Below are 16,565 nucleotides of genomic sequence, written 5' to 3' on the forward strand. Positions count from 1 at the left end.
AGGATAAAAATGAAATATAAATTACTCGTTGCTAGCATATTAACGACGCTGAGCACACCTGCATTGAGCGCAGCGTATACACTTGAAGAGTTAGGTACCTTAGAAGGGGCTAAACTGAGCTATGTTTCAGATGTGAGTGAAAGTGGTTATGTTATTGGCTCTGCTAACGGCCTTTATAACTTACCCATTGATGTAAGTTACATTGATTTTGAGGATAGCCTTATTGAAAGTGCCTATCAAACAGAAGAAAACGCCTTTGAGGTCATAAATAAAGAAATTACCTTTACCCTTGACGACATTGATAATAATAACGCAGTGGCAACAAATCCGGATGCCCATGCATTTATGATCGACTTTTTAACTTTGGGCAATTATGCAGGTAACAACCCAAGTTATCAAAAAATCGCTAGCCTCGTTGGTGTTCAGTCCGATAGAGGAGAAGTAACCGAGCAAGTTATATTTGATGTTGAATCACCTGATTATGACGGTTTAACGCGTTCAGTTTCTAATTTATATAATGCTATTAGCGAAGATGGCGTAGTTGCCGCTTGGGGTAGTTCGCCTTATGTGAAAACACAATTTACACCAGATAACGAAGATGAAGAAGAAACCTTTTTTGTGCGTGACTTTATCTCTCGTGCTATGGTGATTTCTAATACCGGTATTAAAGTACCTCTTGCACCTGATTTTGCAGATTTTGGCGGGATAAGTACTGCCACTGATATTAAATTAGCGCCAAATGGCGACTATATTGTAGTCGGTAGTGTATCTACGGGTATACCGCTTGATCGTCAAGAAGAAATAGATGACAACTGTGATGGTCTAGATGAGCCGATTTCAGTTTGTGTAGAAAGACAAAACCGCACCAGTAGTCGTGGCACTTTCGATACACGTGCTGTTAAGTGGACATTAGATGCTGATTTGAATGTTAAATCGACAGAAATTCTTGGTTTAGGGTTAACGCCAGAGGATGATGATGACTTTGCATTTGCAAGTAATGCATTAGCCGTAAATAGTAATGGCGTTGTTGCAGGGCACTCTAATGTCCGTTATTTTGACAATGATAGTACTATATTAACCATGCCTGTGTATTATCAAGACGGAAAAGTGGTTGAGTTTATTAATCAAGAAGATGATTGGTATGCTGGTAAGTCACTTGCAATAAATGAAAATAATATCATTGTCGGCTATGCACAGCGTCGTATTGAAAGTACTCCAAGATTTAAGTTCTTCTATCATGATATAGCCAGTAACAGTACGGTATTTCCAAGTGATTACTTTAGTAGCTCAAGTTCATTCGCAAATGATATAAACGATAATGGCTTTATTGTTGGTGAAGGTGAAACAGATGTTACTAATGGTCAGCGTCGTCGTGAAGGTTTCTTATATCAAATAGGTGATGACAGCATCGTTAATATAAATGATCTTTTACCGTGCTATGAATCTGATGGTGAAACACGCTTTAAGTATGTAGTAGCTGAAGCTAGACAGATTAATAATGATAATGAGATATTTGGTGTTGCTACTAAAACCGTTGAAAAACGTGACACATTAGGTGATATAGTTACAGATATTGAGGGCAATACTGAGTATGAAAGTGTTGCCGTGGCAGTAAAGCTTACACCAACCGGTGGAGAAGCCGACTCATGTACTGAGCCTGAAACAGAAGCATATGAGCGTCAATCAGGCAGCTTTTCTTGGTTGAGTTTATTATTAATACCCCTTGTCGGCTTACGTCGGCGATTTAAATAATATCGAAATTAATTTATTCATAAAAAACCAGCTTAAAGCTGGTTTTTTTGTCTATACTTTCTTCACAAACTTTTAAGTTTCTACTTTATTTATGACGGTTTATCCATGTTTTTTTGACTGATCGTCGCCATAAAAGGTCAACTGTAAAGTAGCCTATTATCGAGGCTAAAGCGCCGCATATAATGGAGCCAACTAAAAATGCAGGGCCTATAGTGGTTAGGCTGTTAATAAACCATTGCCAAGTTGGTTCAAAAGCAAAGTGTTGTTGCTTATGCCCAAGCGCAAAAGTACCGACTAAGTAAGAGCCGTAAAATATGGGTGGCATAGTAAGAGGGTTGGTAAGCCACACGACTGCAACAGAAATGGGTAGATTAACTCTTAAAGGAATAGCAATCGCGGCGGCAAGAACCATTTGAAAAGGAACAGGGATGAATGCGAAAAACAAACCTACTGCAAATGCTCCACGAGCAGAGCGTCTATTTAGATGCCACAAGTTTGCGTCATGCAAAAGTCGGCCAAAAATCTTTAACAATTTATGATTCTTTATCTTGTTATGATCGGGTAAAAACCGTTGAATCGTTTTTTTAGCCATTTAAAGCAACCATTTACATCTGTGTGGATTAGCCTTGGGTTTGTTATTGGCTGTATTACAGCCGTTTTTTATTATCAGACCCACGAATTTATTGCCATCAGCATTGTCATATTAATAGCGAGCCTTTATTTTAAGCCGTTTCTACCTCTATTGTTAGGCTTTATTTGTGCATTTTTCATAGTTTTAATACATTTCACTCTGTTTTACTCTTTCGAGCTACCCGTGGTGGATAAAAAACAACCATATCAGCTCACTGTAAAAATTGAAAAAATCATAAACCAACAGCAAAATTATTATTTACAGGCGAAAATTCTTAGTATTAATCAGAGCTATTACTCTAGTTTAACAGCTCCCTCGGCATTATTGAGTATAAATACGCATAATCCTTTACTTGTTAATGATCAACTTCAGCTAGCTGCTCATTTGAAACCCTACCGTAGTAATAAAAACATCGCAGTATTTGATAAAGAGCGTTTTGCTTTTTCTAAGCGAATATTTTTTAAAGGAAAGCAAGTCGGGGAGTTAATTCACCATCAACCCGCTATGCAATCACCTATCCGTAGTGCTTATCAAAAAAGGGTATTTGAGCTGTATAAACAAAGTGAGTTTAATTGGCTTTATTACGCTTTATTAACGGGTGATAAGCGACTAATGTCATTTGAGAAAAAACAGCAATTACAACATTTGGGGTTAAGCCACCTTCTCGCTATCTCTGGGTTACATATAGGTCTTATTTTCGCGATCGGATTTTATTGTAGTCGCTTCATACACACGTATATTGTACTTAAATACCTAACTGAGCAAGCAAGACAAGATTATAACTTGCGTACTATTTATAGTTTAAGTGGCTTTGTTTTAGCCTTCATATATGTGTATTTAAGTGATTTTTTAGTTTCAGCTACTCGTGCACTTATTATGCTTGGTTGTTTTATTGTGCTGTATTTTTCTACTAAGCAGGGGTTACGCTGGCGAAGTTTATTATATGCGTTAGTCGCCGTTTTATTTCTCGATCCATTTAGTCTACTCAACCCTGGTTTGTATTTTTCATTTACAGCGGTTGTTATTATTTTCTTGGTATTTATCAATAAAGGAACACAAACTAAGAGCCGTATTACTAAATTCAGCCAAAACTTGAAAATGCTGTTGATTATTCAGCTCGCACTTTTTATAGGTTTATTGCCTTTATCTTTATATTTTTTTAATGGTGTTAGCCTCATTGGCGTTGTGATTAACATTCTTGCTATCCCATTACTGAGCTTTGTAATTATGCCTATGTTATTGGCATTTACCTTACTCGGTTTTTTATTTGATATTAATCATTTAGTCGCTCTGCTTGATCTACTTTTGAAGTTCGCTTTTTTGGGTTTGGCTAAAATTCCAGTCGATATTCAGTGGTTGGATTATGGTCGGTTTTTAAAAGCAGAGCTGTTATTTTGTTATATAACATTGGCAGTATTGTATTTTTCACCCGTTAAACGCCTGTGCCTTATTCCTTTACTGATTTATAGTTTAGAGCATTTTATTAAGCCTTCTGCAAATTGGTGTTTAGATGTTTTTGATGTAGGTCATGGCTTAATGGTGTTGATAAGTAAAGATAATCAAGGTTTGTTATATGATACCGGGCCAATTTATTTTGACCGATATAGTAAGATACAAGGTGTGCTTCTGTCTTATACTAAAAAACAGGGGATCACAATTAAGCACAGTATAATTAGCCACCTAGATAAAGACCATGCAGGTGGGGTCAGTCACTTAAAAGCCGCCGGATTTAACGCAACCTTTAATCAGTTTCATCCAAATGGAATTGATCAGGGCTGTAAAGCAGGAAGTTATCAATTTAATGGTTTAGCGGTGAGACTATTGCCCGTTGATGCGAAGTTTACCTCAAATAATGATCGATCGTGTGTGGTTGCCATTAGCGATGGTCACTTTAACGTACTATTAACGGGTGACATTTCAGAAAAAAGAGAACAGTCGTTAATTAAAAAAGGGTTACTGACACCGAGTACTATATTAGTGAGCCCACACCATGGTAGTAACACATCCTCGAGTGAGTTGTTTATACAATCAGTTAAGCCAAAAGTCGTCATTCATTCTTCGCGTTATAAAGGGCAGTGGAACTTACCAAATGAACATGTTATCGCCAGATATAAGCAAAATAGTGTACAGCAATACAATACAGCGCTTACAGGCCAAGTTCAGGTGGTGTTTTACCATGATGACTATCAAGTAAATACCGCCAGAGCGCTTGAAAGTTATTGGTTTCTCAAAGATTGAGTTTAGTTTTTATGTCGCTGAGGATACAATAGGCGCATAAGATAATAATGAGAACGTTATGAGTCAAACAACAATCCAAATCTATAAACGCCTAATGAGTTATGTGGGGGAATTTAAAACCGTCGCGATAGTCGCTATCGTAGGTATGATTGGTTACTCAGCAATGGATGCGTTGTTTATTCAGTTAATGAAACCATTTATTGACCAAGGTTTAAACCAACGCAATGCCGAGGTATTAAAATATGCGCCATTTGTGGTTATTGCATTAGTGCTTGGTCGTGGCTTGTTTAATTTTATGTCCTCGTACTGTTTAAGCTATGTTGGGTCGCAGGTTGTGCGTTCGCTGCGTCAGCAACTATTTGAGCATATTTTGCATTTGCCGGTCTCATTTCATGATAAAAACTCTACCGGTGATTTAATCTCTAAAATTACCTTTGATACAGAGCAGGTTCAACAAGCTATTACAAAAGCACTACTTATTGTGGTAAGAGAAGGGGCTTTTGTGGTGTTTTTATTAGCTGTTATGTTTTACACCAGTTGGAAGCTATCTCTTGTTTTTTTAGTGATTATTCCTCTGGTCGCGATTATTGTCAGCGTTGTATCTAAGCGCTTTCGTCATATTTCTAAAAGTATCCAATCTGCAATGGGACAAGTTACTAAAAGTTCTGAGCAAATGCTGTCGGGCCATAAAGTTATTCACGGCTTTGGTGGGCAGCAACAAGAAATTGACCAGTTTGCTAAAATAAATAATCACAATCGTCAGCAGCGTATCAAAATGGATGCAACTAAGGCGCTCAGTGTATCGGTTATTCAAGTTCTAGCTGCTAGTGCTATGGCTGTTATTTTATGGATGGTTTCTATGCCATCAATGATCGATGCAATTAGCTCTGGTGATTTTGTGGTGTTAATTTCATCAATGATGATGCTACTTAGACCTCTCAAGCAGCTCGCGAATGTAAATAGTGATTTGCAGCGAGGTATATCGGCTGCGCAAAGTATCTTTGAGGTGCTTGACCAAGAAGTAGAAAAGGATTTGGGTACTGTTGGAATTGATAAAGTGAATGGCTTAATTGAAATTCAACATGTAACTTTTAATTACCCAACCAAAGATGAACCCGTACTTAAAGATTTATCGATGACTATCCAGGCAGGCGAAAGTGTAGCATTGGTTGGTCGTTCTGGTTCAGGTAAATCAACAATTTCGAATCTGTTACCCCGTTATTATGATTTAGCCCCTGGTAGTGAAATTTTACTTGATGGAATTAAACTTGCCGATTACAAGCTGGCTGATTTAAGACGTCAATTTGCTTTGGTTTCTCAGCAAGTGGTGCTCTTTAATGACACAATAGCTAATAATATTGCTTATGCAATTGATCGTCAGCTGTCTGACGATGAATTAATGCAAGTCGTTAAGCAGGCTCATGTATGGGAGTTTGTTAAAAACTTACCAGAAGGTTTAGATACTATGGTAGGTGAAAACGGTGTAATGTTATCTGGAGGACAGCGACAACGTATCGCTATTGCACGCGCTATTTTAAAAGATGCGCCTATATTAATTTTAGACGAGGCGACTTCAGCCCTTGATACTGAGTCTGAAAAGCTAATTCAGCAGGCACTGGATGTATTAATGAAAGATAAAACATCCATTGTTATTGCTCATCGTTTATCTACAATCGAAAACAGCGATCGCATCTATGTTATTGATAACGGTGCTGTGATTGAAAGTGGTGCTCACCAGCAGTTACTCGCTAATGAAGGCATGTATAGTGCCCTGTGTAAAATGCAATTTGGCGAACAGGGATGAGTAAGATAGAGCAAAGTTGGTATAAAAAGCCCCGTTTGATAACATTTTTACTCTTGCCGTTAAGTGGTTTGTTTTGGTTAATTGCAACACTAAGAAAGTTTCTCTATAGCTGTGATGTTTTAAGGAGATTCAAAAGTGATGTGCCTATCATTGTGGTAGGTAATATTAGTGTCGGTGGCAATGGAAAAACCCCATTTGTTATATGGCTAGGCAATTACCTCGCGTCGCAGGGGTTAAATGTGGGTGTTATAAGCCGTGGTTACGGCGGAAAAAGTGACAGCTACCCACTTGTTGTTAAAAGTACAAGTTGTACCACGCAGACCGGCGATGAGCCTGTTTTGATCAAGCAGCGTTTAGGTTGCCCGGTAGTGGTAGGCCCCAACCGCGAAGACAATATTAAATTACTCAGTGAGCAATATAGTTTGCATGTGATTATCTCTGATGATGGCATGCAGCATTATAAAATGCCACGAGTTATCGAATGTTGTATTGTTGACAGCGTGCGGCGTTTTGGAAATGGCTTTTTAATACCCGCAGGCCCTTTACGTGAAAGTACTCGGCGCTTAAATAGTGTTGATTTAGTTATTGAAAATGGCGGTTTTGCTGAATATAACTACCAACTTCAGGCTAGTAATTTATTATCGGTGGTTGATAACCAGCCGCCTACAGAGCCAATAGTGCAAGGCCATGCAGTTAGTGCTATCGGTAATCCTACACGTTTTGAAGAAAGTCTTCAGTTACAAGGTATTAAATTACTCAGTTACCAGCATTTTCGTGATCATCATGCTTATACGCCGCATGATTTTGCACATTTTAATAATGATATCGTCATTATGACGGAAAAAGATGCGGTAAAATGTCGCTCTTTTGCTAAACAAAATTGGTATTATTTACCGGTTGATGCCAAGCCCTCAACAGCGGTTATTAATAAATTAAACGTATTACTTAAAGAAAAAGGGATCCTCCATGGCTTTTGATACTAAATTACTCGAAGTAATTGCCTGTCCAGTGGGCAAAGGCAAGCTACGTTTTGATAAAGAAAATAGCGAATTAATTAGTACTGCCGCAAAGCTTGCTTATCCGGTTGTTGATGATATTCCGGTGCTGCTGGAAAACGAAGCGCGTGAATTATCACAAGCTGAGGTTGAAAAGTGGAATTCGTAGTTGTTATACCTGCGCGATACGCATCAAGTCGTCTACCGGGTAAGCCGCTTGCCGATATATGCGGAAAACCAATGATCGAGCATGTATATCAAAAGGCTTGCCAATCAGGGGCGAGTAAAGTGGTGATTGCCACTGATCATCAAGCTGTATTTGATGTCGTCTCTTCCTTTACTGACGATGTATTAATGACGCGTGATGATCATCAATCAGGTACTGAACGGCTTGGCGAGGTTATGGCTTTATTAAACCTAGATGACGAAACTATTGTCGTTAATGTTCAAGGGGATGAGCCATTACTTGCCAGCAAAAATGTTTCGCAGGTAGCTGCATTATTGGCTGATTCAACCGCTCCGATGGCTACCTTAAGTACGGTACTAGATAACCGTGATGATATTTTAAATCCTAATTGCGTCAAAGTCGTCAGTGATATAAATAAAAATGCGCTGTACTTTTCGCGCTCGGCGATTCCGTATCACCGCGATGCGCTGATGGGTAATAACCTTGATAAAATTAATGTAGGTGATTATCAACGTCACATTGGTATTTACGCTTATCGCGCAGGATTCATTAAGCAATACATTGCATTAGCTGCATCACCGCTGGAGCAGTTAGAGTCACTTGAGCAATTACGCGTGCTATATCACGGTTATGCTATAAAAATAGAGCCGGCACTGATAACACCACAAGCAGGGGTTGATACACCAGAAGACTTAGCCCGTGTCGTGGCTGAAGTAAAACGACAAAGCTCTAGTCAGGAAGAATCAAGCAATTAAATGACGGATTATAAAGAGCTTACAGTTATCGCCAGTGAACCTGACTACTATGTTTTTAATAAACCTGCGGGTATGAGTTTTCATAGTGAAGAAGGTCCTGGCTTTGTTGTAATTGCGGAACAACAGCTAAATGAAAAACTTTATCCGGTGCATCGCTTAGATAAAGTCACTTCAGGTTTGATAATTCTGGCGCGTAATAAGTCTGCTGCATCATTATTTACTTCGCTTTTTAGTGATCACCAAGTTAGTAAATTCTATTTGGCACTAAGTACGCAAAAGCCTAAAAAAAAGCAAGGTTGGATCAAAGGCGATATGGCTAAAAGTCGCCGTGGCAGTTTTAAGCTTTTAAAAAGCCAAGAAAACCCTGCGATAACTCGCTTTTACTCGTTTAGTGTAAAAGAAAATTTGCGTGCTTTTTTATTAAAACCGTATTCGGGGAAAACTCATCAACTGCGGGTAGCGATGAAAAGTGTATCAGCTCCTATTTTAGGTGATGTGCTTTACAGCGGCGAATTACACCCGCGGACATGCTTGCATGCTTTTGCTCTTCGTTTTAGATGGCAAGGTGAGGATATGCATTATCAGCTTACTCATATAGATGATGCTGTTTTTAAGAGTATTTTTGAACATGAACTATTTCAAGGTTGGCAATCACCTTGGCAGTTGGACTGGTAAATGACACAAACAACACAAGACATTCGCTTTGGTGGTATTAAACGTTTATATGGAGCGCAGCAATTTGCATGGCTGCAAGAAGCTCACTTTTGCATTATTGGTATAGGCGGTGTTGGCAGCTGGGCTGCTGAAGCGTTGGCTCGTTCAGGTGTCGGGAAATTAACGCTAATTGATCTAGATGATATTTGTGCTACTAATATTAATAGGCAAATACATGCGCTTACAGGGACTGTTGGTAACGCAAAAGTAGATGCAATGAAAGCACGTTGCGAGCTTATTAATCCTGACTGCAAAATTGATGTTATTGACGATTTTATTACGTTAGATAATATACCTGAGCATATTCAAGGCTTTGATTACGTTATTGACTGCATAGACGCGGTAAAAGAAAAAGCAGCATTAATAGCTTACTGCAAGCGTAATAAATTGCCAATTATTACCACGGGTGGTGCAGGCGGGCAAACTGATCCGAGTCAAATAGCGTTTGGTGACGTCGCAAAAACAACGCAGGACCCATTACTTGCAAAAGTGCGTTATATTCTACGTAAACAGTACAACTTTAGTAGCAATCCTAAGCGAAAGTTTAATATTGATTGTGTTTACTCAACCGAGCAATTAGTTTATCCCGGTAGTGACGGTCTAGTTTGTCATGCCAAGCAAAGCGCTGATGGGACAATGAATATGGACTGTAATAACGGCTTTGGATCGGTGACTATGATAACCGGTAGTTTTGGTTTTTTTGTTGCAGCTAAAGCAGTTAAAAAGTACTTAGCTAAACGAGAGCGTTTAGCAACGAGCTAAACGCTTTTCTCTAATGCAATTTTTTGAATTTTATCAACAATAGCCTTAATACCATTTCCCCTAGATGGACTTAAATGATTAATTAAGCCCATCTTATTAAACTGCTCATAAGCATCAACTTCACTTGCTTGCTCAGGGGTTAAGCCATTATATAGTGCTAAAATAAGCGCTAATAAACCTTTTACTATACGAGTATCAGAGTCACCAGCCAATACTAAATGCTTTTCTGAAAGATCAAAATCAATATAGAGCCAAACGTTGCTTTCGCACCCTTTTACAAGTGCATCATCGACCTTCATTGGCGCTGGAAAAGTAGGAAGCTGCTTACCTAAAAGCATAATTTGGCGATATTTTTGCTGCCAACCTGTTGCTTGCTGAATGTTTGAAGTGATTTCTTTAAATGAATTTGTCATTAAGTATCCTAAATTAATCTAACAGCGCTATACATTCACGCAATGCAGCAATAAATAAGTCAACATCTTGATAAGTATTATAAAAGGCCAAGCTTACACGTACGGTGCCTGTTACTGCTAACTTATCCATTAGTGGTTGTGCACAGTGGTGACCGCTGCGTACTGCAATACCATAGCCGTCAAGTAATGTGGCTACATCAAAGGAGTGCTCATTGGCATAATTAAAGCTAATATTACCAATGTTTTTCTGGTGTTGGCTGTAAATTTTAATTCCGTCGATACTTGTTAACTTTGCAATAGCGTAATTAAATAATGACAGCTCATACTCTTGTAAATCATGTTGATTAAGTGAATTTAGATAATTAATCGCAGAGCCAAAGCTTACAACACCAGCAATATTAGGGGTGCCGCTTTCAAATTTATGGGGAGCTTCACGAAATGTACTGCTAAAAAGCGTTACGCGTTCGATCATTTCTCCGCCTGTTTGGTAAACCGCTAATTCATTTAAGCGGGAGTAACGGCCATATAAACCACCTAACCCGGTTGGCCCAAGCATTTTATGGGCCGAGAAAACATAGAAGTCGCAATCAAGCGATGTTAAATCAGGCCTTAAATGCATTGCTGCTTGTGCGCCATCAATTACTGAAATAGCGCTTACCTGCTTACAGGCTGCAATAATAGGTGATAATTCTGTGATATTGCCGAGCGCATTAGAGGCGTGTGTAACAGCAACTATTTTAGGCTTATGCAATTTAATAAATTCACTACATGCTTGGGCATCTAAAGTGTGATTATCAGTTATTGGCAGAACGATTAACTCGCAACCCGAGCGCTTTGCAAGTTGTTGCCAAGGCACTAAATTGGCATGGTGTTCTAAATAGGAAACCGCAATCTTGTCACCTGTTTTTAAGCCGCTATCTAGGCCATTCGCAATCAAATTAACGGATTCAGTTGCGCCTTTGGTCCAGACAATTTCAGAGGCTTTTACAGCAAAAAAGTCAGCCATTGTTTGTCGCGTTTGCTCGTATTTTTGTGTTGCATTTTCACTTAGTGTGTGGCGACCTCTATGTACGTTAGCATTCTCTTTAGTATAAAATTTATTAGTAGCATCAATGACGCAATTAGGTTTTTGGCTTGTTGCTGCTGAGTCTAAATAAACTAAAGGTTGAGCGTTAATTTGCAGGCTTAGCAAGGGGAAATCTAAACGTACTTTATCAATATCAAACATTGGCTTGCCACATAATTACAAATTTGCAGAGGATTTTAATTACTTTGAGATTTTTAACAATAGATAAGCAATAAAAAAGGCCGCGGTGCGGCCTTTTTTTATTACAAAACTTATTTAAAAGTTATGATTTCGCTTTGTAGTCACGGTGTGTTTCACCAGTGTACAGTTGACGTGGACGACTTATCTTGTGACCAGATTGAGATAACATCTCATCCCAGTGAGAAATCCAACCTACGGTACGTGCCATAGCAAAAATAACTGTAAACATACTTGTTGGAATACCAATCGCTTTTAAGATGATACCTGAATAGAAATCTACGTTCGGGTAAAGTTTCTTCTCAACAAAGTATGGGTCTTCAAGGGCTATTTGCTCAAGTTTCATTGCGATATCAAGCAATGGATCTTGAATATTAAGCTCTTCTAAAACTTCATGACATGTTTGACGCATTACTGTTGCACGTGGATCGAAGTTTTTGTAGACACGGTGACCAAAGCCCATAAGACGGAACGGGTCCGATTTATCTTTTGCTTTAGCAACGTATTCATCAATACGGTCAACTGAACCAATTTCTTCAAGCATATTTAAGCATGCTTCATTTGCGCCGCCGTGAGCAGGGCCCCAAAGTGATGCAATACCAGCAGCAATACATGCATAAGGGTTAGCACCTGAAGAACCGGCTAAACGTACTGTTGACGTTGATGCGTTTTGCTCGTGATCAGCATGAAGCATGAATATTTTATCCATTGCTTTAGCCGTTACAGGGTTAACTTTATACTCTTCAGCTGGGACAGAGAACATCATGTGCAAGAAGTTTTCAGCGTAGCTTAACTCGTTACGTGGGTAAACAAATGGTTGACCAATGTTTGTTTTATAAGCCATCGCAGCAATAGTCGGTAACTTAGCTACTAGCTTAATTGCACTGGTTTTACGTTGGTTTGAGTCAGTTATATCAAGATCTTCATGGTAGAAAGATGATAATGCGCCAACCACACCACAAAGCATTGCCATTGGGTGTGCATCAAAGCGAAAACCTTGGAAGAAAGTAGCGATTTTCTCATCAAGCATAGTGCTGCGAGTAATTTCTAGTTCAAAATTCTCATATTGTTCTTTAGAAGGAAGTTCACCATTAAGAAGCAAGTAACAAAGCTCAATGTAGTTTGAGTTATCTGCTAATTGTTCGATTGGATAACCGCGGTGCAATAATACACCTTTGCCGCCATCGATGTATGTGATTGTCGATTCACAAGAACCTGTTGACATAAAACCTGGGTCATACGTGAAGTGACCGTGTGAACCTAGCGTACGGACGTCTATAACGTCTTGGCCAGCAGTGCCTTGGTAAATTGGAAGTTCGATTGGATCTAGACCATCAATATGGACTGTGGCTTTCTTATCCGCCATCTATTTATCTCCTATTAAGATAACAACTCTGATTGTTATGTTCTGAATCTGTTTAAGCACATCATCTTCATTTTAACGTGAAAGAGGGGGCTAAAGTCAATTTTTATAAACATTATGCACATATAGATAATAAATATTCTTCAGCAGTAAAATATTATACCATTGGCTAATTCGCAAACGACTATAAATAAACAAGAATTGTAAAAAGGGCTTCGGCTATATATACTATCATAGGTTTTATACCGTATTGTCTGTAGGTAAATGGAATTTACATTCAAATTTTGCGTAACTGTAAACTTTTTATGTATAACGATGTTTATTTAGATAGTTCCATCAAAAAATTATTTTTGGTGGGTTAAGAAAAACAAGTAGATGAGCTCCACTGTGAGCAAGATGGGCAAGTAACTGTGAAAAAGCAAAGACCTGTAAATCTAGATCTAACAACTATATCTATGCCGGCATCAGCTAAAGCATCAATTTTACACCGCGTCACCGGTGTTGCATTATTTTTTGCTTTAACGTTTGTCATTTGGGCGTGGTCTGAGTCTCTTTCTTCTGCTGAAGGTTTTGAATTTGTCAAGGGTCTGTTTAGCGGATTCATTGCTAAATTTATAGCTTGGGGCACTATTTCTGTATTGGCGTACCATATTATTGGTGGTTTACGTCATATTATTATGGATTTGGGCCATTGGGAAGAACTTGAGTCAGGTAACCTTAGCGCTAATATCTCGATGGCACTTGGTGTTATCGCTGCAATTCTAGCAGGGGTGTGGATATGGTTTTAAATCAAGCAACTCTAAAACGTGACGGTGTACAAGATTTCGTATCTTTACGTACCACGGCTTTAGTAATTACCGCATATGCGATTTTTATTATTGGCTACTTCTTATGTACTCCAGAAGTCACCTATCAAGCCTGGCAAGGCCTGTTCTCTAACCTAGCAATGAAAGGGTTTACGTTAATTACCCTCGTTTGCATTATGGTTCATACCCGTATTGGCCTTTGGCAAGTATTAACTGACTATGTTAAATGCGCTAAGCTTCGTGCTGTATTAGGCTTTGTCTTAAACTTAATGGCCATTGCGTACGTAGCTATTGGTCTAATCGTTTTATGGGGTGTTTAAGTGAATCATTCTGTTCGAGAATTTGACGCCGTTGTGATTGGCGCAGGTGGTGCGGGTATGCGCGCAGCACTAGCAATCACTGAATCAGGTAAAACCTGTGCACTTATCTCTAAAGTTTTCCCAACCCGTTCTCACACTGTTTCAGCACAGGGTGGTATTACGGTAGCGCTGGGTAACACTCATGAAGATAACTGGGAATGGCATATGTACGATACAGTTAAGGGTTCTGATTTTATCGGAGACCAAGACGCTATCGAATATATGTGTCAAACAGGCCCAGAAGCTATTACTGAATTAGAAAATATGGGCTTACCATTTTCGCGTACTGAAAAAGGTCGTGTTTATCAGCGTCCTTTCGGTGGTCAGTCGAAAAACTTTGGTGGTGAGCAAGCCGCGCGTACAGCCGCTGCAGCTGACCGTACTGGTCATGCTCTATTGCATCTGCTTTACCAACAAAACGTTAAAAATAAAACTAATGTGTTCTCTGAGTGGTATGCGTTAGATTTAGTTAAAAACGATAATGGCGACGTAGTAGGTTGTACTGCGATTGATATTGAAACCGGTGAAATCACTTTCTTCAAGTCAAAAGCGGTTGTGTTAGCTACCGGTGGTGCAGGCCGAATCTTCGCATCAACAACCAATGCTCACATTAATACGGGTGATGGTGTTGGTATGGCAACACGTGCTGGAATTTCTATGCAAGACATGGAAATGTGGCAATTCCACCCAACGGGTATTGCAGGCGCAGGTACGTTAGTAACTGAAGGTTGTCGTGGTGAAGGTGGTTATCTTTTAAATAAAGATGGCGAACGTTTCATGGAACGTTATGCACCAAATGCGAAAGACTTAGCGTCTCGCGATGTGGTAGCACGTTCAATGATGACTGAAATACGCGAAGGTCGTGGCTGTGATGGTCCTTGGGGTCCTCACCTTAAGCTTAAACTAGACCATTTAGGTGCAGAAACATTAAACTTGCGTTTGCCAGGTGTAATGGACTTAGCGAAAACCTTTGCTCACGTTGATGCATCAAAAGAGCCTATTCCGGTTATCCCTACTTGTCATTATATGATGGGTGGTGTGCCTACAAACGTAAATGGTCAGGCGCTACAAATCGATGCTCAAGGCAACGAAAAAGTAGTTGAAGGTTTATTTGCAGTGGGTGAGATTGCTTGTGTATCAGTACACGGCGCTAACCGTTTAGGTGGTAACTCACTTCTTGATTTAGTGGTGTTTGGCCGTGCAGCGGGTAACTTCTTAGGTAAATACCTTAATGATGTAGAAATTTCCAAAGCAGCGTCAGAATCTGACCTTGAAGCGTCATTAGCGCGTTTCAATCGCTGGGAAAGTTCAACTACTGGTCAAGGCGAAGATCCGTTCCAAATCAAAAAAGACCTACAGCAATGTATGCAGCTTAATTTCTCGGTATTCCGTGAAGGTGACACAATGGCTAGCGGTCTTAAAGAACTTAAAGAAATTCGTGAACGTTTACAGTTTGCACGTCTTGATGACAAGTCGTCAGACTTCAATACGCAACGTATCGAATGTCTTGAGTTAGATAATTTAATGGAAACAGCTTACTCAACTGCAGTAGCTGCAAACTTCCGTACTGAAAGCCGTGGTGCACATTCACGCTTTGACTTCCCAGATCGTGATGACGATAACTGGTTATGTCACTCAATCTTTAATCCAACTACGGATGAGATGAGCAAGCGCGATGTAAACTATGCGCCGAAAACACGTGAAGCATTTCCACCTAAAGCACGTACCTACTAGGAGCGAGACGATGGCACAAGTACAATTTTCTGTTTATCGTTACAATCCAGATGTTGATAACGCCCCACGTATGCAAGAATACACCTTGCAAACTGAGGAAGGCCAAGACATGATGGTATTGGACGCACTTTTATTATTAAAAGAGCAAGATCCAACACTTTCATTTCGTCGTTCATGTCGTGAAGGCGTGTGTGGTTCTGACGGTGTTAACATGAATGGTAAAAATGGTCTGGCTTGTATTACCCCTTTATCTACGCTACAAAAAAATGGCAAAGGTAAAATCGTAGTACGTCCATTACCGGGCTTACCTGTGGTACGTGACCTTGTTATTGATATGAGTCAGTTCTACACTCAATACGAAAAAGTAAAACCGTTTTTAATTAACGACACGCCAGCGGCGGGTGAACGTCTTCAGTCTATCGAAGAACGTGACAAATTAGATGGGCTTTATGAGTGTATTCTGTGCGCATGTTGTTCAACATCGTGTCCTTCGTTCTGGTGGAATCCAGACAAGTTCATTGGTCCAGCAGGTCTTCTTCATGCATATCGTTTCTTGGCAGATAGCCGAGATACCGCTACAGAAGAACGTTTAGCTGACTTGGACGATGCGTTCAGTGTGTTCCGTTGTCACAGTATCATGAACTGTGTTAGCGTTTGTCCTAAAGGTCTTAATCCGACCAAGGCAATTGGACAAATCAAATCAATGCTTTTAAACCGTTCGGTTTAATTTGTTGACAAACAGTTAGATGGCTAATTACGGTTAGCCATCTTGTTATATAACAATTAAT

Annotated in this window: 16 protein-coding genes; 12 read left to right on the plus strand and 4 right to left on the minus strand. The window is 39.5% G+C overall.

Going from position 1 to position 16,565, the window contains the following annotated elements; genetic code table 11:
* Positions 1–9 precede the first annotated feature (9 nt).
* On the plus strand, positions 10–1,752 hold the full coding sequence (locus tag ACT3S9_RS06805; protein ID WP_441833890.1) for a DUF3466 family protein: 1,743 nt from the start codon (positions 10–12) through the stop codon (positions 1,750–1,752).
* An 85-nt stretch (positions 1,753–1,837) separates the two neighbouring features.
* On the opposite strand, the gene ACT3S9_RS06810 is transcribed toward ACT3S9_RS06805, so the two are convergent.
* On the minus strand, positions 1,838–2,344 hold the full coding sequence (locus ACT3S9_RS06810; protein WP_441833889.1) for a DUF2062 domain-containing protein: 507 nt from the start codon (positions 2,342–2,344) through the stop codon (positions 1,838–1,840).
* Positions 2,345–2,569: 225 nt separating this feature from the next.
* On the opposite strand from ACT3S9_RS06810, the gene ACT3S9_RS06815 reads away from it, so the two are divergent.
* From ACT3S9_RS06815 to tcdA, 7 genes are read left to right on the plus strand one after another with little or no spacing between them, the layout of a single operon-like run.
* Positions 2,570–4,621, plus strand: coding sequence for a DNA internalization-related competence protein ComEC/Rec2 (locus tag ACT3S9_RS06815; protein ID WP_441833888.1), 2,052 nt, complete (start codon positions 2,570–2,572; stop codon positions 4,619–4,621).
* A gap of 58 nt (positions 4,622–4,679) precedes the next feature.
* On the plus strand, positions 4,680–6,425 hold the full coding sequence (gene msbA, locus ACT3S9_RS06820; protein WP_441833887.1) for a lipid A export permease/ATP-binding protein MsbA: 1,746 nt from the start codon (positions 4,680–4,682) through the stop codon (positions 6,423–6,425).
* Positions 6,422–7,402 carry a tetraacyldisaccharide 4'-kinase gene (gene lpxK / locus ACT3S9_RS06825; RefSeq protein WP_441833886.1) on the plus strand — a complete coding sequence of 327 codons (981 nt, stop codon included), beginning with the start codon at positions 6,422–6,424 and terminating at the stop codon, positions 7,400–7,402. Before msbA ends, lpxK begins: the two co-directional genes overlap by 4 nt.
* Positions 7,392–7,589, plus strand: coding sequence for a Trm112 family protein (locus ACT3S9_RS06830; RefSeq protein ID WP_441833885.1), 198 nt, complete (start codon positions 7,392–7,394; stop codon positions 7,587–7,589). Before lpxK ends, ACT3S9_RS06830 begins: the two co-directional genes overlap by 11 nt.
* Positions 7,577–8,362 carry a 3-deoxy-manno-octulosonate cytidylyltransferase gene (gene kdsB / locus ACT3S9_RS06835; RefSeq protein WP_441833884.1) on the plus strand — a complete coding sequence of 262 codons (786 nt, stop codon included), beginning with the start codon at positions 7,577–7,579 and terminating at the stop codon, positions 8,360–8,362. The genes ACT3S9_RS06830 and kdsB overlap by 13 nt, the downstream gene beginning before the upstream one ends.
* The gene (locus ACT3S9_RS06840; RefSeq protein ID WP_441833883.1) at positions 8,363–9,037 is read left to right on the plus strand and encodes a TIGR01621 family pseudouridine synthase; all 675 of its coding nucleotides are present in this window, start codon (positions 8,363–8,365) and stop codon (positions 9,035–9,037) included.
* Positions 9,038–9,838: a tRNA cyclic N6-threonylcarbamoyladenosine(37) synthase TcdA gene (gene tcdA, locus ACT3S9_RS06845; protein WP_441833882.1), complete on the plus strand. Its 801-nt coding sequence runs from the start codon at positions 9,038–9,040 to the stop codon at positions 9,836–9,838.
* On the opposite strand, the gene ACT3S9_RS06850 is transcribed toward tcdA, so the two are convergent.
* The 3 genes from ACT3S9_RS06850 to ACT3S9_RS06860 form a co-directional block, all read right to left on the minus strand.
* On the minus strand, positions 9,835–10,251 hold the full coding sequence (locus ACT3S9_RS06850) for a SufE family protein (RefSeq protein WP_441833881.1): 417 nt from the start codon (positions 10,249–10,251) through the stop codon (positions 9,835–9,837). The genes tcdA and ACT3S9_RS06850 overlap by 4 nt on opposite strands.
* Positions 10,252–10,264: 13 nt before the next feature.
* The gene (locus tag ACT3S9_RS06855) at positions 10,265–11,479 is read right to left on the minus strand and encodes an aminotransferase class V-fold PLP-dependent enzyme (RefSeq protein WP_441833880.1); all 1,215 of its coding nucleotides are present in this window, start codon (positions 11,477–11,479) and stop codon (positions 10,265–10,267) included.
* Between the two features lie 121 nt (positions 11,480–11,600).
* The gene (locus ACT3S9_RS06860; RefSeq protein ID WP_441833879.1) at positions 11,601–12,881 is read right to left on the minus strand and encodes a citrate synthase; all 1,281 of its coding nucleotides are present in this window, start codon (positions 12,879–12,881) and stop codon (positions 11,601–11,603) included.
* A 407-nt stretch (positions 12,882–13,288) separates the two neighbouring features.
* On the opposite strand from ACT3S9_RS06860, the gene sdhC reads away from it, so the two are divergent.
* The 4 genes from sdhC to ACT3S9_RS06880 are packed head-to-tail and all read left to right on the plus strand — an operon-like array spanning position 13,289 to position 16,504.
* A complete protein-coding gene (sdhC, locus tag ACT3S9_RS06865; protein WP_441833878.1) occupies positions 13,289–13,666 on the plus strand; it encodes a succinate dehydrogenase, cytochrome b556 subunit in 378 nt (125 codons plus the stop codon).
* Positions 13,657–14,004 (plus strand): succinate dehydrogenase, hydrophobic membrane anchor protein, encoded by a 348-nt coding sequence (sdhD, locus tag ACT3S9_RS06870; RefSeq protein ID WP_441833877.1) that lies wholly within the window; start codon positions 13,657–13,659, stop codon positions 14,002–14,004. The genes sdhC and sdhD overlap by 10 nt, the downstream gene beginning before the upstream one ends.
* Complete coding sequence (gene sdhA / locus ACT3S9_RS06875; RefSeq protein ID WP_441833876.1) at positions 14,005–15,777, plus strand: succinate dehydrogenase flavoprotein subunit; 1,773 nt, start codon at positions 14,005–14,007, stop codon at positions 15,775–15,777.
* A 10-nt stretch (positions 15,778–15,787) separates the two neighbouring features.
* Entirely contained in the window at positions 15,788–16,504 is a 717-nt protein-coding gene (locus ACT3S9_RS06880) for a succinate dehydrogenase iron-sulfur subunit (RefSeq protein ID WP_441833875.1), read from the plus strand.
* The last annotated feature ends 61 nt before the right edge of the window (positions 16,505–16,565 follow it).

This window comes from Pseudoalteromonas sp. AOP31-A2-14 (assembly GCF_052378035.1).
Classification (GTDB): Bacteria; Pseudomonadota; Gammaproteobacteria; order Enterobacterales; family Alteromonadaceae; genus Pseudoalteromonas.